Genomic DNA, 22,658 nt, shown 5'->3' on the forward strand with positions numbered 1-22,658 from the left:
CTCGTCTTTACTGCAGGCCGGAAAGGCCAAGGGCGGGGTCGATTCCATCGAGTGCGGCGGCCAGAGCCTTGGCCTTGTCGGCGATCTGCTTGCGCTGATCGGCGGTAACGCTGTCGTAGGTGGCGTAGCCTTTTTCCACCTTAAAGCTTTGGAGCTGGGCGTCGAAAGCGGCGAGGGCACTGTCGACGGTTGGTAGCAGGCTTGCGGCGGATTTGCTCAGCAGTGGACGCATCAGTTCGACCACTTTGTGCGCGGCCTGCAGATTGGCGGCAAAACCGTTGAGGTCGACGTGGCTGTAGCGCTCTTCTTCACCGCTGATGGCTCGCACGTCCGCCAGGCTGTTGAGGTTGCGCACCACGATGCCGACCAGTTGCTCCGGCGGCAGCGACTGGGCCAACAGTTGTTGCTTGAGGGTGGTGACGTCGGTCAGCAGACGCTGTGCAATCGGCGCCAGGCCAGCGAGGCTGCGTTGCTGGAACAGGCCGTATTCGAGGCGGTGGAAGCCACTGAAGGCGGAGTCCTGTTCGCGTTTTTCAAAGTAATCGGCGCGGGCATTGATAGCGTTGTCCAATTCCGCCAGGCGCTGGGAGGCCGGGGCCAGGCGCTGGTAAGCCTCGCGGGCGGGCACGTAAAGTGCCTGGGCCTGGGACAGATCGCCGGCGTCGATGGCGTGTTGCAAGTCGCTCACGGCCTTGACCAGCGCGCTGCCCTGGCTGCTCAAGTACACGCGGAACTCTGACAACGGGCCGATAAACGCCACCATCGCGGGCTTGGCCTTGGCCTGGGCGTCGGACTCCGCGGTTGGCGTCACATGCAGGGTGCCACGCGGGTTGCTCAACAGTCCGCAGGTGATCGCGTAGTCGCCGGGGAGCAGGTTGGCGTTGATCACCTGGCTGAGGCCGGGAGCGATATTTTCCCGTTCTTCGATCACCAGCACGCCGTCGAGGATTTCCCACTCCACCGCGCGGTCGGAGCGGTTGATGATGCGAAAGCTGGCGCGGCCGGCCGGTACGGTCAACGCGTTGGGCTCGCAGGCGTGGCCATGGATGGTCACGGCGATTTCATTGCTGTTGGCCTGGCGCTTGTTGGCCGCCAGTTGCGAGGCGTAATAAAACAGGCCGCCGGCGGCGATCATCACGACCACCGAGCCCGCCACGGCCCAGCGCAGGGCGCGGGGTGGCGAAGCCGGTTGAGGAGTTGGATTGGACAAGAGACGGTCCTTAATGGCTGGAGACGGAAGAAGAGGGGACGGCAGGCGTGGCCGGGGCCGCCGGCAGGAAAAACATCACCAGCGCCACCACCAGGTAGATCAGATAGGCACCCAGGGTGCTGATGGTCGGCGCTTCCTGGTAACCGAACATCCCCGCCAGGACCGAACCCAGCGGGCTGTCCATCGGCAACGTCGCGCTGAAATCGAACAGCACGGTTTGCAGGCGGTTCCATACGCCTGCTTCGTGCAAGGCCTGCACCGAGTTGGCAAGGATGCCGGCGGCCACCACCAGGATGAACAAACCGGTCCAGCGGAAGAACGCACCGAGGTTCAGGCGCATGCTGCCGGTGTAGATCAGGAAACCGACGATGATCGCCAGGACCAGGCCGAGCAGGGCGCCAATCGGTGCGCCCGGGCCTTCGCTCTGCTGGAACACGGCCAGCAGGAAGAACACGGTTTCCAAGCCTTCGCGGGCCACGGCGAAAAACACCATCAGGATCAGTGCTGTCACCTGGTGCCGGGAACCGGCCAGGGCGTGGTCGAGGGAGGCGTGCAGGGCATGTTTGATCGAGCGCGCCACCTTGCGCATCCAGAACACCATGGAACTGAGAATGCCCACGGCCACAAGGCCCACCACACCCTCGAACAACTCCTGCTGTTTTTGCGGGAATTCGGCACTGACCAGCTCCAGGCCACCGCCCACCAGCAGGGCCAGCGCTGCCGCGAGAAACACACCGATCCACACGGCGGGCATCCATTGGCCGCGACCGGTCTGTTGCAGGTAACTGGCGATGATGCCAACGATCAATGCGGCTTCAATGCCTTCGCGCAGCATGATGAGAAAAGGAACGAGCATTCGGCACCGCGTGGTCAGTAGAGAGGATGCTAATTTGTAACATAATGATACTCATTGCTAAACAAGAAATACTGGCGATTACTGAACAATGGCTGAACGGTGGTGACGAACAGTCAGCGCCCTTATGATGCGTGCCATCGTGTATACCGTCGGATCGGCTAACTTCTCATGTCGGAAAAAGACACCATCTCCCTCCACCTAGTGCGCGAAGCCTTGTTGCAGAGCTGCGCGCCGGGGGAGGCCACCGTTGAGGTACTGAGCAAGGTCGGTATCGATCCGGCGCTGCTGCAAACGCCGTCCGCCCGCGTTCCCGCCACGGCCTATGCGCGGCTCTGGCGTTTACTGGCGCGGCGCATGGACGATGAATTCTTTGGCATGGACCCGCGCAAACTCCGGTCCGGCAGCCTGGCATTTCTCTGCCGCGCCTCACTGGCGCAACCGACCCTGGCGGCCAGCCTCGACACCGCCCTGGCGTTTCTGTCGCTGATGCTCGAGCGAATGCCGGCCCAGTTGGTGCGTCAACAGAGCCTGGCGGAAATCGTCTTGCTTGAGCCTGAGCCCGAACCGAGGCGGGCGTTTACCTATTTCACCTATTGGATGATCGTCCATGGCGTGGCTTGTTGGCTGGTGGGGCGCCGCATTCCGATCCTGGCCATTGAACTGCGCGGTCCAAGGCCGGACTTCTGCGATGACTATCAGGTGATGTTTTCCGACAACCTGCGTTTCGATCGCCCACGCACCCGCATGATCTTTTCCGCCGACTGCCTCGACCTGCCGATCAAGCGCAGCCCGGAGGAACTCAAACGCTTTCTCGCCCATGCCCCGGCCAACATCCTGGTCAAATACCGCGATCCCGACAGCCTGGCTGCCCGTATCAAACACGACCTGCGGCAAATGCCCGCCGACACTTGGCCGGAAACCGAGGGTCTGGCCGCCAGCCTGTGCATCTCCGCCTCCACCCTGCGCCGCCGCCTGGCGCAAGAGGGGCAGACCTATCAGGGGCTCAAGGACAGTGTGCGCAAGGAGCTGGCGATCGTGTGGCTGGCCGAACCGCAGATCAGTTTTGCCCAGATTGCCGAGCGGTTGGGGTTTGCCGATACCAGTTCGTTCTATAAGGCGTTTCGCAAGTGGGCGGGATCGAATCCGGGGCATTATCGGAGTCTGATTTTGGACGAGATCAGCCCGTAGGCTCTGTGGCGGCGGGGGATCACTCGCACGTCATGGCGTTTGGCGACTACCTCCCCCCTGTAGGCGTTCCTCGATCTGACGTTGCGACCAGGCCGCCATGTTTAAGCGTTATTAATCCTCTTTATTTGCGCTGAAACGCGGGCGAAAGCGCCTGTTGGTTATCCCCTCACAAACGTTCGCCAAAGAAGCACTCTGAATTGCGGAAAGTTCATACGCATTTCCGAGGCCTTTCCTGCATCAATCCATTTTTTCCATTTGCTAGCGTGCTCGCTGATTTAAACGCGTTCAGGCCAGACACCGCCTGAGCCTCGCGTTTTGTTTACTCTTTCGTCTTAAGGATAAGCCTATGTTCGCGCCTGCCCACGCTGAGCACTTCACGCTGCAGCTTCCTTCCTTTGCCTGCCCAAAGGAATGACACCATGACAACTACCTGCCCCCGCCAATGGATGGACGACCAGCTAAGACTCGGCCAGACCCTGTGCCTGATCCTGGACTCGGAAGGCGAACTCGTCGCTCGCCAAGCCTTGTTGAGCCCCCATGACCTCGAGCGGTACAGCTGCATCTACAGCCAGACGCCGATCAGCGATTTAGCCAACGCGGGGCCGTTCATCTTCCTTATCGACAATCCTGGCGATGCACGCCTCAAACCTCTCCTCGACGAGCCCGAGCGCAATTGGGGTTGGCTGGCGAGCATCCGCCACGGCGACCTGCCAGCGCTGACCCGCCACTGGCGCGAACGCTTGATCATCGGCACGCGGCCCCACCGGGCGCTGTACCGCTTCCACGACAATCGCGTACTGGGCCGTGCCTTGGCGCATCTCCCCGAAGAGGCCCGCCCCGAGTATCTGGGGCCGGCGATCAGTGTGTGTTATTGGCAGGGTGGCCAGTGGAACGTCGCCCACAATCCCGCGCCCGGTGAATACCCGCTGCCTGCCGACCCGGGCTGGCTGAACGTGCCGGTGTCGGATGATCGGGCGATGGCAATACTTCATTCCAATAACTACCGCTATCTGTGGGCAAAACACCATGAAGAACTGAGGCGACTCAGTCAGCGTCAAGACCCAAGCACTTGGCTCACCGAACAACTTTCATACGCTCAGCAATGGGGATGGACCGACCCTGAGCAAGTGCGTTTTTTGGTCATCCGCAAACTCACTGAAGCCGAGGCATCCATCATCAACAACTGGGCGCCCCATGAAGGTGAAGCGCCGCAAGTTCACTACGAACGCTTGTTCAATGAAGCGAAGTTCTGGGCCGGAGAAGGATCCCTATGAAGCACATAAGACACCTCACACACTCCTATCTGCGGGCCGTCTATATAAGCGTAATGGCCTGGACAGTTTCAGGCTGCTCACTCCTGCAAACCGAGAGTTTCAACTTCCAGGCCGAGTTGCCGGAAAACTTCACGATAAGCGCCACCACCTATTACGACGCGGCCTCGGGCGAGTCGTGTCCGGGGCATAAAGTGATCAAAAGCGATCAACCCAAGGGCACACAACTGATTGAACTCAAGTTGCCACTTACAGAAAAGGTAAAGGGGTGTTCCAGGGTATTGAAAAGCGTTGTGCTGAATATCAAAGGGCGATGGGGTGAGCGTGAACTGGACATGAGTTTGCAAAAAGCCGCTTTATACATTCGTGATGAGCCCACTGAAACAACTCGCCCTTTCCCCGCGTCGGGACCACTGGTCTTTCAGGGCCAGTGCCAGTGGTTTTTTCGCACTGTGGGATCGAGACGGTTTATCAGGAAAATCCTCCAGTGCCGGGCGCTCGACGCTAATGGAATCGTCCAGAAAAGCCTGGCCGGTGGATCAATGCTGCGCGATGGGTTAGCGGGCAGGACCGTGAAGTTGGTACTGACGGAGGCAAAAGAGGAACAACCGTATTTTGGGCGGTCATGGCTGGAAACACCTAAAGGCTGGAAGCCCTGTATCGAAACGAAGGAAACGTTCCGCTGCCAAGATCCGCCGACTTTCACTGACTTCAAAATGCCCGATGGACGTAACTGCACCGTCTATCCCAACTGCACTGAATAAAGGGCATAAAACAATGAGTTCGTATAACTCCGTGCCGGGAGAACAATAAACATCATGCACATACAACACTTTACTCACCAATGTTTGCGAGCCGTATGTATAAGCGTAATGGCCTGGGCAGTTTCAGGCTGCTCACTCCTGCAAACCGAGAGTTTCAACTTCCAGGCCGAGTTGCCGGAAAACTTCACGATAAGTGCCACCACCTATTACGACGCGGCCTCGGGCGAATCGTGTCCGGGGCATAAAGTGATCAAAAGCGATCAGCCCAAGGGCACACAACTGATTGAACTCAAGTTGCCACTTACAGAAAAGGTAAAGGGGTGTTCCAGGGTATTGAAAAGCGTTGTGCTGAATATCAAAGGGCGATGGGGTGAGCGTGAACTGGACATGAGTTTGCAAAAGGCCGCTTTATACATTCGTGATGAGCCCACTGAAACAACTCGCCCTTTCCCCGCGTCGGGACCACTGGTCTTTCAGGGCCAGTGCCAGTGGTTTTTTCGCACTGTGGGATCGAGACGGTTTATCAGGAAAATCCTCCAGTGCCGGGCGCTCGACGCTAATGGAATCGTCCAGAAAAGCCTGGCCGGTGGATCAATGCTGCGCGATGGGTTAGCGGGCAGGACCGTGAAGCTGGTGCTGACGGAGGCAAAAGAGGAAGAGCCGGCATTTGGTGATAGTTGGGTTAAGTTTCCAGCTGGTTGGAAGCGTTGTATGGGTAAAGGACCCGACGATTTTTATGGGTTTTGCTATGGAAAAACTACGGATTTCGTACCTTTCAAAATGCCTGACGGACGTGACTGCACCGTCTATCCCAACTGCACTGAATAAAGGACATTAATCATGAATTTGTATGAACCTATGAAAGATGAGGATAAGCCGTTTTTTAGCAGCAAGATGCTGGCCTGCCCATTAAGGGGACACTTTATTAGTTTTCAGTTGGTCGATGAGTTCGGTGATGGTAAACCCTATGCGGGCCTTGCCTATACCCTTCAAGACAGTGCAGAGCAACGCTATACGGGCAGGTTGGATGCCGATGGGTTTGCCAAAATCGAAAACTGCTATCAAGGGCCTGTCGTATTAACGCTAAATACGGAATATGTAGGAGAAGAAAATCCATATAAAAGACTCATGGAGCGTCTTTCGTACAAACTCCCCATCACCGAACTCCAAGTCCGCGCTGAACAAACCCGCTTCTTCCACAAAGACGGTTCCCCTCGCGAGCACAACCCCGCACTAAAACCGGGGGATGAGTTCATCCAGGTCGAAGTCCGGGACCTGGTCAAACACAGCGCACATCTACCGCCGCCGATTATTGACCGTAAATACCCGCCGGAAGACATCCTGATAAGAGCGCTCAATGAACTGAGGTTCAGTCCAGCCCCCGTAGCGACGTTTGGTGTCGGGCTGTTATCGAACCGGCACACCCTGCTCCAGGTGCGTCCACTGCGGGCGTTCCGCCCCATGCTCTCGACCGACAATCAGTTCTGTGCCTTGAACCTGTACCAACTGGCGATCATGGCGAACTTGAGTTATTGCGATTTCGGCCAGCACCCCGCCAAAGACCCGGTGGACAGGGTCAGCTTTCCATTGGACCCCAGCGTCGGTCACTTCTTTGGCGAAGCCCTTTCGAACTACCGGGAAAGCTGGAAAGTGGACAATGCCCAGTCGCCGGATCATCGCTACTACCCCCTCTACGAAGAAGTGCCTTACTCGAAACGCTTCGAAATCCTGCCGTTCGACCCCACCCTGTATGAGCAAAACAAACCGGGCGAAAACCAGGAACATCCCGCCAAGCTGCACTTTTTCGATGACTCCAGTGATAGCTGGCTGAGTGCCAAGAGCACTCAAGCATTCATTACCCATCACGATGAGGTCATTCTGATTTCCATCCGTGGAACCCTGGAGTTGGCCGATTGGTGGCGTGACGTGGATGCGGCGCAAGTGCCTTTTGAAGAGGGACAAGGCAAAGTCCATCGCGGCTTTTACGAAGCCTATAAGGCTCTGAAAGACTTTGTTCAGGACTATTTGGACCAGTTTCACGCCGGACAAAAAATCATCATCAGCGGCCACAGCCTCGGCGGCGCAATCGCATTGTTGCTGGCGGAAGCCCTTCGCAACGCCACGGACAACAATTACGACGTCCTCCTCTACACCTACGGTGCTCCCCGCACGGGCGATGCCACCTTCGTCGCCGCCGCCGAGCCGCTGGCGCACCACCGCGCGGTGAATAACAACGACATGATCCCCAGCGTCCCCGCGCCGTGGATGAACGCACGACGAAGCATCTGGATCCCGGGGTTCAAGGCCATGTTCATTACCAACCCGGTGCTGGGCGCCTTGATCTTTGTCGCCGGCCTTGTGCGGGTGGGCGGCGCGCCTTATCAGCACCACGGCACGTTGCATCACTTCATGCTCGTGCCGTTCAACCAGAAGGAAATGTCGTCGATTCTGTGGCGGCCGGGCTGCGACTCCATCGAGCAGGCCGCCTGCACCCGCGCGCTGGCCAAAGATGGCGACCTGCCTTACCGCGACGGCTGGATCACCCAACTCATGAGCCTGGGCGACCACAGCATCCCGCGCGCTTATATCCCGTTGTCCTGGGCGACCTTGCGGCGTTGGCAGCAAACCCAGGAAACCCGCGGGACGCTGGTCACTGAGCGTGAATACGCCCTGGTGGACCAGGCATTGAAGACCATGCGCTTCAAGGTTGAGGAAAAGTCCCGGCACATGCGCTACAACCAGCGCGATCTCACCGACGCCGACTACCTGCAGGCCGACATTGAGCTGACCCGCGAGTCGGACAAGCTTGCGCACTCGCTGCAGCGCCTGGAAAGGCTGCGCATAAGCCACCTGAGCCTTGCCGACGTGTACGGCAGCGCCGCGCAATCGCCCGCCCTTGAAATCGCGCTGGCGCGCTGGAAGGACCAGCGCGAGAACACCCTGCAGGTGCAGATTGCAATGATTCCCGAGCCGGACCCGGCCGAAGAACTGTTTGCCAGCCTGGCCGACAAGCCTCGACCGCTGGACTTGGATTCGCTGATCTAGTGGTTGGGGTAAATCCCAGGCCAAAAAAAGCCCCATGACCGAATGGATCACGGGGCTAAAAATTGGCTGGATGCGACCAACCAAAGGAGCTCTTACATCACTTCGCGCTGGCGACGACCGTGTCCGGCTGCCAGCCACCGCCCAAGGCCTTGTAGATCGCGACGATGCCGCGATACAGGTCGACTTCGGCCTGGGCCTGGGAATCTTCGGCGGCCAGGCGTTCGCGCTGGGCGTCGAGCAGCACGAGGAAGTCCACCGTGCCTTCGCGGTAGCGGATCGCCGCGAGGTCGGCGGCGGCGCGGCTGGATTCGCTCTGGCGGATCAGCGAGACCAAGCGTTGCTGGCGCTTGCCGTAATCGCTGAAGGCGTTTTCGGACTCTTCCAATGCCAGCAAGACTTGTTGCTCATAGGTCGCCAGGGCGCCGTCGGCCTCGGCGTCCGCACCGCGCAGGCGGGCGCGGACGCTGCCCAGGTCGAACGCGGCCCAAGTGATGCTCGGGCCGAGTGCCCAGGCGTTGGCGGCCGAGGAGCCGATCTGCGAACCGCGTCCGGCGGTAAAGCCGAGGAACCCGCTGAGGCTGACCCTTGGGAACAGGTCGGCCTTGGCCACGCCGATGCGCGCCGTGGCGGCGGCCAGTTTGCGTTCGGCACTGAGGATGTCCGGGCGACGTTGCAGCAGTTGGCCCGGGTCGCCGATCGGCAGTGCCTTGGCAATCGCCGGCAGGTTTTTCGGGCTCAGGTCTACGCTCAGCTTGTCGGGGCGCTGGCCGAGGAGGGTGGCGATGCGGTTGCGCTCGCGCACCTGTTCGGCTTGCAGTTGCGGCACGCTGGCTTCCACCGCCGCGAGGCGTGCGTCGGCACGTTCCACGTCGAGCTGGTCGCCCACGCCGGCGTCGCGCAGGCTGACGGTGATGGTGCGCGATTCCTGCTGGTTCTTCAGGTTGTCCAGGGCGATGCGTTCGCGCAGTTGCGCGCCGCGCAGTTGACCGTAGGCATCCACCAGTTCGGCGATCATCGTGACCTGCAGTTGGTACAGGTCGGCTTCGGCCGCCTGCTGCTCGGCGTCGGTGGCTTCCAGGTTGCGCTGGATGCGCCCGAACAGGTCAAGTTCCCAGGCCATGTCCAGGCCCAGGTCATAACGCTCGCTGTTGACGCGCTTAGTGGTCTGGCCGGGGATCTGCCCCTTGGCCAGGTCACTGCTGGCGCGGCTGGTGATGGTTGGCATCGCGTCATTGCTGGCGTCATCACGGATCGCCCGAGCGGCTCGCAGGCGGGCAAACGCGACGCGCAGGTCGCGGTTGCCTTGCAGCGACTGAGTCACCAACTGGTTGAGGGTCGGATCGTCGAACTGCTGCCACCAGATGCCTTCGAACTTGGCGTGGTCATACTGTTTGGCATCGGCGGCGGCGCTGATGTTGGCCGCCTCCGGGGTCTGGGTTTTGTAGTCCGGGCCTACGGCACAGGCGCTCAACGCCAGGACCAGCAAGCTCGGCAGGAATACTTTCACACTCATTGCTGTGTCTCCAGCTTCAAGGCCTTGGCCGCTTTGCGCGTTTCGCTGCGTTCCACAGAGCGACGGATCAGTACGTAGAACACCGGCGTCAGCAACAGGCCGAAGAAGGTCACGCCGATCATCCCGGAGAACACTGCCACGCCCATGGCATGGCGCATCTCGGCACCGGCACCGCTGGACAGCACCAGGGGCACCACACCCATGATGAATGCGAACGAGGTCATCAGGATCGGCCGCAGACGCAGACGGCAGGCCTCCAGCACTGCGGCGAGCGGGTCGAGGCCTTCCTGCTGTTTATCCTTGGCGAATTCGACGATCAGGATCGCGTTCTTACAGGCCAGGCCCACCAGTACGATCAGGCCGATCTGGGTGAAGATGTTGTTGTCGCCGCCGGAGATGATCACCCCGGTGATGGCCGACAGCAGCGTCATCGGTACGATCAGGATCACCGCCAATGGCAGGCTCCAGCTTTCGTATTGGGCGGCCAGTACCAGGAACGCCAGCAGCACACAGAGCGGGAACACGAACAGCGCGGTGTTGCCCGAGAGGATTTGCTGATAGGTCAGGTCGGTCCACTCGTAGGTCATGCCGTTGGGCAATTCCTCTTTCAGCAGTTTTTCAATCGCGGCCTGGGCCTGGCCGGAACTGTAGCCCGGTGCGGCGTTGCCGTTGATTTCAGCGGTGATGAAGCCGTTGTAGTGCATCACGCGGTCGGGGCCCGAGGTGTCGCTGACCTTGATAAAGGTCGCCAGCGGGATCATCTCGCCCTTGTTGTTGCGCACTTTCAGTTGGCCGATCTGGTCGGAGTCCTGGCGGAACTGTTGCTCGGCCTGCACGTTGACCTGATAGGTACGCCCGAAGCGGTTGAAGTCGTTGGCATACAACGAACCCAGGTAGACCTGCAGGGTGTCGAAGATGTCGCTGATCGCTACGCCGTGGGTCTTGGCCTTTTCGCGGTCGATGGCGGCATCGACCTGGGGCACGTTGACCGTGTAGCTGGTGAACAGGCCGAACAACTCCGGTACGCCACGGCTCTTGGTGATCACGTTCTGCACTTCTTTGTACAGCTCGTCATAACCCAGGTTGCCACGGTCTTCGATCTGCAGGCGGAAGCCGCCGATGGTGCCCAGGCCCTGTACCGGCGGCGGCGGGAAGATCGCCATATAAGCTTCTTCGATGTTGCTGTACTGGCCGTTCAACGCGCCGGCAATCGCCCCGGCGGACATGCTCGGGTCTTTGCGTTCATCGAACGGCTTCAAGGTCACGAACACGATGCCGCTGTTCGGGCTGTTGGTGAAACCGTTGATCGACAGGCCGGGGAACGCAATCGCGCTTTCCACGCCGGGCTGTTTCAGGGCGATTTCCGACATGCGCTTCATCACGCTTTCGGTGCGGTCCAGGCTCGCGGCGTCGGGCAATTGCGCGAAGGCCACCAGGTATTGCTTGTCCTGGGCCGGTACGAAACCGGTCGGGGTATGGGCAAAGCCGAAGAAGGTCAGCACCATCAGGCCGGCGTACACGAACAACGCAATAGCACTGCCGCGAATCACCCGGCGCACGGTACCCACATAGCCATGGCTGGCCTTCTCGAAAAAGCGGTTGAAGGGCCGGAACAGCCAGCCGCCGAGGATCTTGTCGAGAAACTTCGAGAAGCGATCCTTCGGCGCGTCGTGGCCGCGCAGCAACACAGCGGCCAGGGCAGGGGACAGGGTCAGCGAGTTGAATGCCGAGATCACCGTCGAGATCGCAATGGTCAGGGCGAACTGTTTGTAGAACTGCCCGGTCAAGCCACTGATAAACGCCGCTGGAATGAACACCGCACACAGCACCAGCGCCGTGGCGATGATCGGGCCGGTCACCTCGCTCATGGCTTTTTCGGTGGCCGGGAACGGCGCCAGGCCCAGCTCGATATTGCGTTCGACGTTCTCCACCACCACGATGGCGTCGTCCACCACGATGCCGATGGCCAGCACCAATCCGAACAATGACAGCGCGTTGAGCGAGAACCCGAACAGGTGCATCACCGCAAACGTACCGATCAACGATACCGGGACCGCCACCAACGGAATGATCGACGCCCGCCAGGTCTGCAGGAACAGGATGACCACCAGCACCACGAGGATCAGGGCTTCGAACAGCGTGTGCACGACCGCTTCGATGGAGCCGCGGACAAAGATCGTCGGGTCATACGCGATGCGGTAATCCATGCCCGCCGGGAAGTTCTTTTTCAGCTCGGCCATCTTGCTGCGTACATCGTTGGAGATGTCGATGGCGTTGGAACCGGGGCGCTGGAAAATCGGAATCGCAACGGCGGGCTGGTTATCGATCAGCGAGCGCAGCGCATATTGGCTGGACCCCAGCTCGACCCGGGCGATGTCCTTGAGGCGTGTGATTTCACCGTTGTCGCCGGCGCGAATCACAATGTTCTCGAACTCTTCCTCGGTGACCAGGCGGCCCTGGGTATTCACCGACAACTGGAAGCTGGTGTCCGTCGGTGCCGGCTGGGCACCCAGGGCACCGGCGGCCACCTGACGGTTCTGCTCGCGGATCGCGTTGACCACATCGGTGGCGGTCAGGTTGCGCGAGGCAGTCTTGTTCGGATCGAGCCATACGCGCAGGGAATAGTCGCCCATGCCGAACAACTGCACGTCGCCCACGCCGTTCAGACGCGCCAGTTCATCCTTGATGTTGAGGATCGCGTAGTTGGACAGGTAGAGCATGTCGTAACGCTGATCCGGGGAGGTCAAGTGCACCACCATGGTCAGGTCGGGGGAGGCCTTGTCCACGGTGATACCGATGCGCGTCACTTCCTCGGGCAGCTTGGGTTGGGTGCGCGTCACACGGTTTTGCACCTGCACTTGCGCGTTGTCCAGGTCGGTGCCCAGGGCGAAGGTGATGGTCAGGGTCAGCTTGCCGTCGGCGGTCGACTGGGAGGACATGTACAGCATGTTCTCGACGCCGGTGATCGCCTGTTCCAGCGGTGCGGCCACGGTTTCACCGATGACCTTGGGGTTGGCGCCGGGGAAGTTGGCGCGTACTACCACGGTCGGCGGCACCACTTCCGGGTATTCGCTGATGGGCAGCTTGAACAGCGAGATGGCACCGGCGATCAGGATCAGCAGCGACAGCACTGCGGCGAAGATCGGCCGTGAAATAAAGAACTTGGAAAAATTCATTTTGAGTCGTATCCCTTAACCGCGAGGCGTCGCGACAGCTGCGAGCTTGGGCGCGGTTTTTTCTGGCGCCACTTGCTCCAAGTTGCTGGCTTCAAGCGCTTGTCGTTGTTGGGCCAAGGCGGCGAGGGTTTCCTTGCTGGCCATTGGAATGGTTTCTGGCGCCACCGGTGCACCTGGGCGCGCGCGTTGCAGGCCCTTGACGATAATCGTGTCGTCCTTGGTCAGGCCGCTGCGCACGATGCGCAAGCCTTCGAGCTTCGGCCCCAGTTCCACCGCGCGGTAGGCGGGTTTGTCGCCGTCCATCACCAGCACGAATTTCTTGCCAAGGTCGGTGCCCACGGCTTCGTCGTTGATCAACACCGCGGAGTAGGTACCGCTGCCAACCAGCTTCAAGCGCGCATACAGACCTGGGGTGTATTCGCCCTTGCTGTTGTCGAACACGGCGCGGCCACGGATGGTGCCGGTGGCGGGGTTGACCTGGTTGTCGACGAAGTTCATCTGGCCCAGGTGCGGGTTGCCGGTTTCGTTGGACAGGCCCAGGTATACCGGGGTGGTCGCACCACGACGGCCCTGGCGCGCCAGTTCGCTGTACTTGAGGAACACTCGCTCATCGGCGTCGAAATAGGCGTAGACCTTGTCGGTGGAGACCACGCTGGTCAGCGCGGTGACATCGGCGGTGACCAGGTTGCCGGCGGTGATTTCGGCACGGCTGACGCGGCCGCTGATGGGCGAGGTGACGCGGGTGAAACTCAGGTTCAGCCTGGCCAGGTCCAACTGCGCCTGGATGCCGGCGACGGCGGCGCGGGCTTCCTGGGCGGCGGTGGTGCGCGAGTCGGCCAGTTCGGCGGAGATCGCATTGCTCTGGCGCAGGCGATCGCCGCGTTGGGCTTCGTTATCGCTGCGGGTGGCGGCTGCTTTCGTTTGTTGCAACTGGGCTTCGAGGCGGCGCACCTCGGCCTGGAACGGACGTGGGTCGATCTGGAACAGCAGGTCGCCTTTCTTGACCAGCGAACCTTCGGTGAACGCCACTTGGTCGATCTGGCCGGACACGCGCGGACGAATCTGCACGGTCTCCGGCGCTTCCAGGCGACCGGTGAATTCATCCCACTCGTTGACCGGTTGTTCAAGCACCTTGGCCACGCTGACTTTGGCCGCAGGCATGGCGGCCGCTTGTTCCGGAGTCTTGCCGCACGCGCTCATCACCACCACGGCCAAAATCGCCAGGGGGAAGCGCAACTGTTTGAGTGAGTGTTCCATGAGGTGTATCCGCCAATGTATTTGAGATGGGCGGATCATGCGCGGCGAGGCGGTATGTCACGAATCGAATGAAGCGAAGGTAACTATCATTCGGAATGATATAAGCGCGAGATAACCCCTCTAGCCCGAGGGTTTCGTTAGCAACCTATCAATGCGGTTGATGGCAAGGCGGTATTTCAACGGCTGCAACGAGCGCCTCGATACTCAGGCCATGCGGTCAGTCGATAGCACGTCGGCAATGCGCTCTATCAACATCCGCACTCGTCTGGGCTGGACCCGGGTGGGCGGGTAGACAATGTTCAAGGCGGTCCCGCCCAGGTCGTAATCCTGAAACACCTCTACCAGTCGCCCTGCCTCGAGGTCGGCGCGCACGTCCCACACCGATTTCAGGCAAATCCCATGGCCGGCCAGGCACCATTGGCGGACCAGCGCGCCGTCGTTCGCGACCCGGCGGCCACGCACGGTGATCCGCTGCGTCTGCCCTTGTTTCTTGAACGTCCACTCCCGGGAAATATTGATACCGAAGCGCATCACCAGGCACTCGTGCTCGCTCAGGTCCTCAGGGTGTTGCGGGGTGCCGTGGCGTGCCAAGTAAAGCGGCGATGCACACACCACTCGGCGGTTTTCGCCAATCAATCGGGCATGCAGCGTGCTGTCGGCCAGCTCACCGAAGCGCACGGCAAAGTCGATCCCTTGGCTGATGGGGTCGACGTAACCGTCGCTGAGGTTCAGGTCGATGCTGACCTCGGGGTGCTCCTGCATGAATTGCGCAAGGATCGGTTCGATATATTGGCGGCCCAGGTCTTCGGGGGCGCTGAGGCGAATCGGCCCGCGCACCGTGTGCGTGCCAAGACGGATGCTGCTGTGCAGTTCATCGGCTTGCGCCAGCAGGCGTCGTGCGCCATCGACCAACAGGCGGCCTTCGTCCGTGAGATGGATCGCGCGGGTGGTGCGGTTGAGCAGGCTGGCACCGTAAAAGTTTTCCAGTTGGGCCAGCCGCTCGGAAACGGATGCAGGCGACAGTCCCAGCTCCCTGCCGGCGGCGGATAACCCGCCTTTTTCGACGATCAGCAAAAACAACGCGAGGTTTTTCAACAACATTGTTCGGTATTTCCGAAGGTGGTTTTTGATTTCAGCTTCATTATCAAAATAAACCTAAAGGCTTAGGGTTGCATCCGTGTTTATTCAACGGAGTGACCGTCATGTCATTGGTGAACTTGCAACGGCGTACCTTCTTGGCCCAGGCGGGCGCGGGCGCTGCGGTGTTAACCGCCGGTACGTTACTCGGCACGGCCAGCGCAGCCGCAACGCAGGCAGGGCCTGGGAATGTTGCGCCTGCGCCGGCTGGCCGCCCGGCCAAGGGGGGATTCTGGCCGGGCAATACGCGGCTGGTGGTGTCGATTTCCATGCAGTTCGAGGCGGGTGGACAGCCCCTCAAGGGCACCGACAGCCCGTTTCCCCGTGTGGATTTTCCCGACAGCGTGCCGACCGATCCGGCCACCAATACCTGGTTTGCCTACGGCTACCGCGAAGGCATTCCTAGGATGCTCGACCTGTGGGACCGGCATGGGGTCAAGGTCACCAGCCACATGATCGGCGACGCGGTAAAGCGTCATCCGGAACTGGCGCGGGAGATCGTCGCGCGCGGTCACGAGGCCTCGGGTCATGGCCCGCGCTGGAGTTCGCAATTTGCCATGAGCCGGGAGCAGGAGCGCACGTTCCTGCGTCAAGCCGCGAGCATGCTGCAAGACGTCACGGGGCAGCCGGTCAGGGGCTACAACTGCAACTGGTTGCGTCGCGGCCCCAACACCCTGTCGCTGCTGCAAGAGCTTGGCTACGTCTATCACATCGACGATGTGAGTCGCGACGAGCCCTTTATCGAACAGGTCAATGGCAAGGACTTTGTCGTTGTGCCGTACACCTTGCGCAACAACGACATCGTATTGATCGAAGGCCGCAACTACTCACCGTCGCAGTTTTTGCAGCAGGTCAAGCTGGACTTCGATCAGTTGTACGAAGAGGCGGGCAGCCGACGCCGCATGATGTCGATCAGTGCCCATGACCGTATCAGTGGCACGCCGCAGATGGTCAGGGTCTGGGATGAGTTTTTGCGCTATGCCAACAGCCACCCTGGCGTCGCCTTCATGCGCAAGGACGCGATCGCTCAGTACACCCTCGAAAGTCCGCTCAGCCTCAGGGAAAGCGAAACGCTTTGACTGTCCCTCCCACAAGGAAACTCACAATGAAACGCTCAGCTCTCTCCCGCGCGGGCCTCTGCGCCGCGCTCTTGCTGTCGACGCTGTCCGGCGCGGCCTTCGCCGCTGACGCCAACCTGGTCAAACCGGGTGTGCTGGTGGTCGACAAGAGTCTCACGCCTGCCCAACTCGCCAGCCTCGAGACCGCCGCGCGACGTTACGACACCTTCTGGAATACCGGCGACGAACGCCTGGCCCGTGAGGCGCTGGCCGACAATTTTGTCGACAAAACCCCACCGCCGGGCCGCCAGCAAGGCCCGCAGGGACCGTTGCTGGCGTCGCGGGCCTTTCGCAGCGCCGTGCCGGACCTGAGCTGCGAAGTCGAACAGATGATCGTTGCCGGTGACCGGGTGGTGGTGCATCTGCATTTTCGCGGGCACTTCACCGGCACTTTTGCGCAGATCAAGGGCGGCGGGCAGCCGGTGGACTTTATCGCTACCGATATCTATCAGATCGAGAACGGCAAGATCGCCGCCAATTGGCACATCGAAGACAACCTGGCCCTGATGAAACAACTGGGCGCGCTCTAACCGACGCGTCAAGTGTTGGTGGCGCAACACCGGTTCAATAAAGTGTCCGATCAGCGCCGCCCAGCGGGCTTCCAGGCTGGAGCAGGGCCTTCAATCCCAGGGTTTGCGGGCTTGGCATGAATTGTGTTTCCGGTCAGTTGACGCTGACCCGACAACGGGAGGAAAAACCCACCTTCGTTAAGAAAACACACCCATGCACAAAACCTTGCAACGCACACTTATCGCCAGCCTGGTCGCCCTCAGCACCCTGGGCGGCCTGCTGCCCGCAGCGGCCCAGGCCGCCAACGATCAACAGTTCATCCCACTGGCCACCTACCGGGTCGGCGCCTATGCCTCCAGCGGCATTCCGTGGTGGGCGGGGGAGATCGACTACTTCCGCTACATCAACGAAGTCGAAGGCGGTGTGAACGGCGTCAAGCTGGTCTGGCAGGAATGCGAGACCGAGTGGAAGACCGACCGCATCATCGAATGCTACGAGCGCTACAAAGCCGGCCAGGACGGCGCGCCCACCGGTTTCTTCTTCACCCACAGTACGCCGGCGTCCTATGCGCTGATGGACCGTGCCGCCGTTGACCATATCCCCTTGATCGACGGCGCTGGCGGGCGCACCGAATCCACTGATGGCCGCGTGTTCCCTTATGCGTTCCCGCTGCTGCTCAACTATTACGGCCAGGCCTCGGTGGGCATCAACTACATCGCCCAGCGCGAAGGCGGCCTGGACAAGCTCAAGGGCAAGAAGATCGTCACGGTCTATCACGATTCCGCCTACGGTCGCGAAACCCAGGCCGCCATGCAATTGCTGGCGCAAAAGTATGGTTTCGAGAACATCCAGATCCCGGTGGCAGACCCCGGCAACGAGCAATCGACCCAATGGCGCCAAGTGCGCCAGATCAATCCGGACTGGGTATTTCTGCGCACCTGGGGCGTGTCCACACCGGTCGGCATCAAGACCGCCGTGCGCTTTGGCATCCCGGCAGACCGCCTGATCGGCGATGTATGGGCCGGCTCCGAAGCCGACGTGATTCCCGCCGGCACCGCCGCCAAAGGCTATCAGGCGCTGGCGCCATTCCCCGGTGGCGATAACTTCGAGATCCACCGCAGGCTCAAGCAGTTCATCCTCGATCCGGGCAAGAGCAACCTCAAGGACACCAGTTACTTTGGCAAGGTCTACTACAACATCGGCCTGATCAACGCAGCCATTGCCGTCGAAGCCCTGCGTACCGGCCAGGCCAAGTTCGGCAACCGCGCGCTGAACGGCGAGGAAACCCGCTGGGCATTCGAGCACCTGGACATCGACGCCGCGCGCATCAAAGCACTGGGCCTTGAAGGTCTGCTGGCACCGTTGAAGCTGTCTTGCGCCGACCACGAAGGCGGCGGTTCGGCGCGGGTGCAACAGTGGGACGGGCAAAAGTGGGTGCTGGTAACCGATTGGGTCCAGGCCGACCGCGCTACCTTGCGTCCGCTGATCGAAGCCAAATCCGCCGCGTATGCCCAGGAAAAAGGCATCACGGCGCGCAACTGCTCGGCTGAGTGAGGCGCTGATCAGGCGGCAATCGCGGTAATCTGCCGGCCAGGGAGGGCGGTGATCAGCGTGTGGGTGCCGAAGTTGAACGCCAGACCGACTACCGATGGCCGGCCATTACTGCATCGTCACCGTACCAGTATTGAGCGGTCACACCGCCGTCCATGAGGAAGTCGCTGCCCGTAATGAACGTCCCTTCCGGCCCCATCAGCAGCGCCGCGAGCGCCGCCACTTCATCCGGCGTACCGCCGCGTTTGGCGGCGCAAGCGTCGATCATGCGGCGGTAGCCATCCCCGCGCGGGCCATTGAGTTCGTCCCGTGCCAACGGCGTGAAAATAATGCCTGGGCTTATCGCATTGACGCGCGCGCCGCGTTTTCCCCACCGCACGGCTTGCGCGGACACACGCAGAACGTTGCCACGCTTGGACAACTGATAGGCGTTGAGGGGATCGGTCACTCGCTCGGGCTGTAGCATCGGTAATGCAAGAAGCTCTTCAGCCGGGGTCAATGCCAGCGCGTTGTTCTGTTCGCCGGTGAGCGCCGGCAAGCGGTGGCCTGACTGCGAAGCGATGACGACTGCCGAACCCCCCTTTGCAATCACATCACCAAATAGTTCCAGCACCAGAGCGGTGCCATACAGGTCGACCAGGAGAATGCTGGCCGGCGCGGCCTGAGACGGGGAAACCCCGGCGGCGTGGATGACTCCGGTGATATCGCCAATGCGTGCAGCCAGTGCGACAAGGGCCTGGACGGATGGGCGGGACGACACATCAACGGTGGTCGTGGTGACCTCAAACCCCGCATCGGCGAAAACCTTCGCGGCGGCCTCGACGGTATCTTGCCGTAGGTCGGCGAGGACGACATGTTTGCCGGCGCTGACGCGCCGAGCGATGGCCTGGCCGATGGCGCCAGCGCCGATTACTACAGTCACATCTGTCATTGCCATTGTCCTGAAAGGGGTTCACACGCGTTTAGAGTCAGAGCTCACCGCCGCATGCCTTGGGCAACCGGTGTCGCTGTCTTCAGAGGCCGGTCATCTTCAAGGCCGCTTCCGGGAGGCGTTCACCCTGGATCTCGATCCCCGCGACTTCTCGGGCAATCACGTCGAGATCTTCCGGTGTAAGTCGAAGGTCGACGGCACCCAGGTTTTCTTCGAGACGGGACAGTTTGGTCGTGCCGGGGATCGGGACGATCCAGGGGCGCTGGGCGAGCAGCCAGGCCAGGGCAACCTGGGCCGGCGTTGCCCCTTTGCGATCTGCCACGCAGGTGATGACCGCCACCAAGGCCATGTTGGCCTGACGTGCTTGGGCGCTGAAGCGCGGGACCTGATTGCGAAAATCCGTCGGGGCGAACTGGGTGTCTGCGCTGATCTTGCCGGTGAGGAACCCGGCGCCCAAAGGGCTGAACGGTACGAAGCCGATGCCCAGTTCCTCAAGGACGGGCAGCAATTCCAGCTCCGGGCCGCGCCAGAACAATGAATACTCACTTTGTACTGCCGTCACGGGGTGCACGGCATGGGCGCGGCGAATGGTCTGCACACCCGCTTCAGACAGGCCGAAATGCTTGACCTTGCCTTCGGCGATGAGCTCCTTGACGGCGCCTGCCACGTCTTCAATCGGCACCGCAGGATCGACGCGGTGTTGGTAGAGCAGGTCGATGCGATCCGTGCGCAGGCGCTTGAGACTGGCTTCGACCACTGCCTTGATATGCTCGGGGCGGCTGTTGGTCCCGCCGCTGCGGGTGCCCGTCTGCGGGTCGATGTCGAAGCCGAACTTGGTGGCGATCACCACGCGGTCGCGGACCGGGGCCAGTGCTTCGCCGACGATGGCTTCGTTCACGTAAGGCCCGTAGACCTCTGCAGTATCAAAGAAGGTCACGCCACGATCGACGGCGGCGCGGATCAACGCGATCGCTTGTTGGGTCTCGATGGCCGGGCCATAGCCATGGCTCAGCCCCATGCAACCCAGCCCGAGTGCGGAAACTTCGAGCGTGCTCTTGCCTAGCGTGCGTTTGTTCATGGTCGGTTGTCCTGTAAAGGGAGGCGGTTTGCCGGGTTTCATACCATGGCCTTTCGATCTAACGGGACTATAGGCAGCGGCTGGACTAGCGACTAGACGGTAAAATCTGCTAACACTTGTGAGTCAAATTCATGAGTCCTCAACAGAGAGCCTTACGGTGCCAGACAATTACAGCGATCTGATGGTGTTCATCGCCATTGCGCGTGAACGCAGTTTTACCCGAGCCGCCGCGCAGCTGGGGATGTCGCAGTCGGCGCTCAGCCACACCATGCGCGTCCTGGAGGAGAGACTCGGGGTTCGATTGTTGACACGCACGACCCGCAGCGTATCGCCTACGGAGGCTGGGCAACGCCTGATGGATCGCATCGGGCCGCGCTTTGAGGAAATCGAGAGCGAACTGATGGCTGTCGGTGAGTTGCGCGATAAACCCGTTGGCACCGTGCGTATCAGTGCAACCGAAAATGCCGCCGAAACTATCCTGTGGCCACGGCTGGCCACGCTTCTGCCGGCGTATCCCGGGATTAAGGTTGAATTGATCGTCGAGCCGCGGTTCACCGATATCGTGGCACAGCGTTATAACCTGGGCGTGCGCCTTGGCAGCGACGTCACGCGTGATATGAGCGCGGTACGCATCGGCGCGGACATGCAGATGGCTGTCGTGGCCTCGCCGGCCTATCTGGCGAAACGACCCTTACCCACGACACCCCACGACCTCACCGACCACGACTGTATCAATCTGCAGTTGATGAGCCACGGTGACCTTTACGTCTGGGAGTTCAACAAAGATCGGCAAAAATTGAATGTGCGGGTCGAGGGGCAACTTGTGTTCAATGGCACCCGACAGATCCTCCAGGCCGCGTTGGCCGGTTTCGGGTTCGGTTATGTTCCACAGGCGATGGCGCGACCTTTTATCGCCAGCGGCCGGCTCGTTGAGGTCTTGCAGGATTGGAGCGCGACATTTCCTGGGTATCACCTCTACTACCCGGTGCGGCGTCAATCCTGCTCGCGGTCAATGGCCGTATTGATAGATGCGTTGCGCTATCGGCCCGAGACAACAGAAGGGGGCCACCATGTCGCGTAAGCATTTCAGCCAGATGCTCGCTTTCGTCAACGTTGCACGGGAGGGCAGCTTCACGCGCGCAGCAGCGGTGCTGGGTGTGAGTTCGTCGGCAGTGAGTCACGCCATCCGTGGTTTGGAGGCCGAAGTCGGTGTGCAGTTACTGACTCGCACCACGCGACGTGTCGCGACTACCGAGGCAGGGCAGCGGCTATTCTTGAGTGTGTCAACGCGGCTTGAGGCGATCGATGCGGAACTGGCCGCTGTCGCCGAACTGCGCGACAGCCCGGTCGGCACGGTGCGCATTACCGCGGCGGAACATGCGGCAAACAGTGTTCTGTGGCCAAAACTGCGCAACGTCGTCGATCAGTACCCTGGGCTTCATGTCGAGATTACGGTCGACTACACGCTTGGCGACATTGTGTCCCAGGGCTACGACGCGGGTGTTCGCCTGGGGAATCAGGTGGCCAAGGATATGATCGCCGTCCGTATCGGTCCGGATTTGCGCATTGCAGTGGTAGGCACGCCCGAGTACTTCGCGCACCGCGACATTCCGATAACGCCGCACGACCTGGCGCAGCACAACTGTATCAACCTCAGGCTCTCGACCCACGGCGGCCTGTTACCCTGGGATTTCGAAAAAGGCGGGCAGCAGATCAAGCTCCGCGTGACGGGGCAGTGGGTATTCAACAACAGCTCGTCGATTGTCCGTGCGGCGTTGTCCGGCCAGGGCCTGGCGTTCGTTCCAGAGGATAGGGTGCTCGGAGACATTGCCGAGGGCCGCTTGATCCGGGTCCTGGACGACTGGTGCGATTATTATCCGGGCTATCACCTCTACTACCCGAACCGCAAAGCGTTTTCTCGGGCTTTGGGCGTTGTTGTCGATGCGTTGCGACACCCGGTGTCGTAGCGCGGCGACTGATGTGGGCCGCAGCCTTCAGCTTCCCGCTACCCAGACCAGCCTATCGCTCCTGTGCCGCGCTGGCACGCAGGCAA

General features: G+C 60.8%; 18 protein-coding genes. 10 read left to right on the plus strand and 8 right to left on the minus strand.

The genetic code is table 11. The features are described 5' to 3' along the window. Window positions 1–7 precede the first annotated feature (7 nt). Together efeO and efeU are read right to left on the minus strand one after the other, a co-directional pair. Window positions 8–1,210: an iron uptake system protein EfeO gene (gene efeO / locus BLR63_RS06745; protein ID WP_010565437.1), complete on the minus strand. Its 1,203-nt coding sequence runs from the start codon at window positions 1,208–1,210 to the stop codon at window positions 8–10. 10 nt (window positions 1,211–1,220) lie between these two features. Beyond that, window positions 1,221–2,066, minus strand: a complete 846-nt coding sequence (gene efeU, locus BLR63_RS06750; protein WP_010565436.1) for an iron uptake transporter permease EfeU — start codon at window positions 2,064–2,066, stop codon at window positions 1,221–1,223. A 168-nt stretch (window positions 2,067–2,234) separates the two neighbouring features. Here efeU and BLR63_RS06755 point away from each other — a divergent pair, with 168 nt between their 5' ends. The 5 genes from BLR63_RS06755 (at window position 2,235) to BLR63_RS06775 (ending at window position 8,334) form a co-directional block, all read left to right on the plus strand. Next, window positions 2,235–3,254, plus strand: a complete 1,020-nt coding sequence (locus BLR63_RS06755; RefSeq protein WP_010565435.1) for an AraC family transcriptional regulator — start codon at window positions 2,235–2,237, stop codon at window positions 3,252–3,254. A gap of 419 nt (window positions 3,255–3,673) precedes the next feature. Further along, window positions 3,674–4,528: a DUF4123 domain-containing protein gene (locus tag BLR63_RS06760; protein WP_010565434.1), complete on the plus strand. Its 855-nt coding sequence runs from the start codon at window positions 3,674–3,676 to the stop codon at window positions 4,526–4,528. After that, complete coding sequence (locus BLR63_RS06765; RefSeq protein WP_231998140.1) at window positions 4,525–5,289, plus strand: hypothetical protein; 765 nt, start codon at window positions 4,525–4,527, stop codon at window positions 5,287–5,289. The genes BLR63_RS06760 and BLR63_RS06765 overlap by 4 nt, the downstream gene beginning before the upstream one ends. Window positions 5,290–5,397: 108 nt before the next feature. Next, the gene (locus tag BLR63_RS06770; protein ID WP_083365937.1) at window positions 5,398–6,117 is read left to right on the plus strand and encodes a hypothetical protein; all 720 of its coding nucleotides are present in this window, start codon (window positions 5,398–5,400) and stop codon (window positions 6,115–6,117) included. A 300-nt stretch (window positions 6,118–6,417) separates the two neighbouring features. Then, window positions 6,418–8,334, plus strand: a complete 1,917-nt coding sequence (locus BLR63_RS06775; RefSeq protein WP_083365938.1) for a lipase family protein — start codon at window positions 6,418–6,420, stop codon at window positions 8,332–8,334. 97 nt (window positions 8,335–8,431) lie between these two features. On the opposite strand, the gene BLR63_RS06780 is transcribed toward BLR63_RS06775, so the two are convergent. The 4 genes from BLR63_RS06780 to BLR63_RS06795 all read right to left on the minus strand — a co-directional run bounded on the left by BLR63_RS06780 (window position 8,432) and on the right by BLR63_RS06795 (window position 15,381). Then, entirely contained in the window at window positions 8,432–9,847 is a 1,416-nt protein-coding gene (locus BLR63_RS06780; RefSeq protein ID WP_010563082.1) for an efflux transporter outer membrane subunit, read from the minus strand. Then, entirely contained in the window at window positions 9,844–13,023 is a 3,180-nt protein-coding gene (locus BLR63_RS06785; protein WP_010563081.1) for an efflux RND transporter permease subunit, read from the minus strand. Before BLR63_RS06785 ends, BLR63_RS06780 begins: the two co-directional genes overlap by 4 nt. 15 nt (window positions 13,024–13,038) lie before the next feature. Continuing rightward, window positions 13,039–14,280, minus strand: coding sequence for a multidrug efflux RND transporter periplasmic adaptor subunit MexE (gene mexE, locus BLR63_RS06790; protein ID WP_010563080.1), 1,242 nt, complete (start codon window positions 14,278–14,280; stop codon window positions 13,039–13,041). A 204-nt stretch (window positions 14,281–14,484) separates the two neighbouring features. Then, a complete protein-coding gene (locus tag BLR63_RS06795; RefSeq protein ID WP_010563079.1) occupies window positions 14,485–15,381 on the minus strand; it encodes a LysR family transcriptional regulator in 897 nt (298 codons plus the stop codon). A gap of 101 nt (window positions 15,382–15,482) precedes the next feature. On the opposite strand from BLR63_RS06795, the gene BLR63_RS06800 reads away from it, so the two are divergent. The 3 genes from BLR63_RS06800 to BLR63_RS06810 all read left to right on the plus strand — a co-directional run bounded on the left by BLR63_RS06800 (window position 15,483) and on the right by BLR63_RS06810 (window position 18,599). After that, window positions 15,483–16,496 (plus strand): polysaccharide deacetylase family protein, encoded by a 1,014-nt coding sequence (locus BLR63_RS06800; protein WP_010563078.1) that lies wholly within the window; start codon window positions 15,483–15,485, stop codon window positions 16,494–16,496. A gap of 26 nt (window positions 16,497–16,522) precedes the next feature. Continuing rightward, window positions 16,523–17,065: an ester cyclase gene (locus tag BLR63_RS06805; protein WP_010563077.1), complete on the plus strand. Its 543-nt coding sequence runs from the start codon at window positions 16,523–16,525 to the stop codon at window positions 17,063–17,065. A gap of 193 nt (window positions 17,066–17,258) precedes the next feature. Continuing rightward, a complete protein-coding gene (locus tag BLR63_RS06810; protein ID WP_010563076.1) occupies window positions 17,259–18,599 on the plus strand; it encodes an ABC transporter substrate-binding protein in 1,341 nt (446 codons plus the stop codon). A gap of 88 nt (window positions 18,600–18,687) precedes the next feature. On the opposite strand, the gene BLR63_RS06815 is transcribed toward BLR63_RS06810, so the two are convergent. Continuing rightward, window positions 18,688–19,527, minus strand: coding sequence for an SDR family oxidoreductase (locus BLR63_RS06815; RefSeq protein ID WP_010563075.1), 840 nt, complete (start codon window positions 19,525–19,527; stop codon window positions 18,688–18,690). 82 nt (window positions 19,528–19,609) lie between these two features. Continuing rightward, on the minus strand, window positions 19,610–20,605 hold the full coding sequence (locus tag BLR63_RS06820; protein WP_010563074.1) for an aldo/keto reductase: 996 nt from the start codon (window positions 20,603–20,605) through the stop codon (window positions 19,610–19,612). Between the two features lie 181 nt (window positions 20,606–20,786). Here BLR63_RS06820 and BLR63_RS06825 point away from each other — a divergent pair, with 181 nt between their 5' ends. Both BLR63_RS06825 and BLR63_RS06830 read left to right on the plus strand, forming a co-directional pair. Next, window positions 20,787–21,686, plus strand: coding sequence for a LysR family transcriptional regulator (locus tag BLR63_RS06825; protein WP_373419527.1), 900 nt, complete (start codon window positions 20,787–20,789; stop codon window positions 21,684–21,686). Next, entirely contained in the window at window positions 21,676–22,572 is an 897-nt protein-coding gene (locus tag BLR63_RS06830) for a LysR family transcriptional regulator (RefSeq protein ID WP_010563072.1), read from the plus strand. Before BLR63_RS06825 ends, BLR63_RS06830 begins: the two co-directional genes overlap by 11 nt. The last annotated feature ends 86 nt before the right edge of the window (window positions 22,573–22,658 follow it).

This window comes from Pseudomonas extremaustralis, from assembly GCF_900102035.1.
Lineage (GTDB): Bacteria > Pseudomonadota > Gammaproteobacteria > Pseudomonadales > Pseudomonadaceae > Aquipseudomonas > Aquipseudomonas extremaustralis.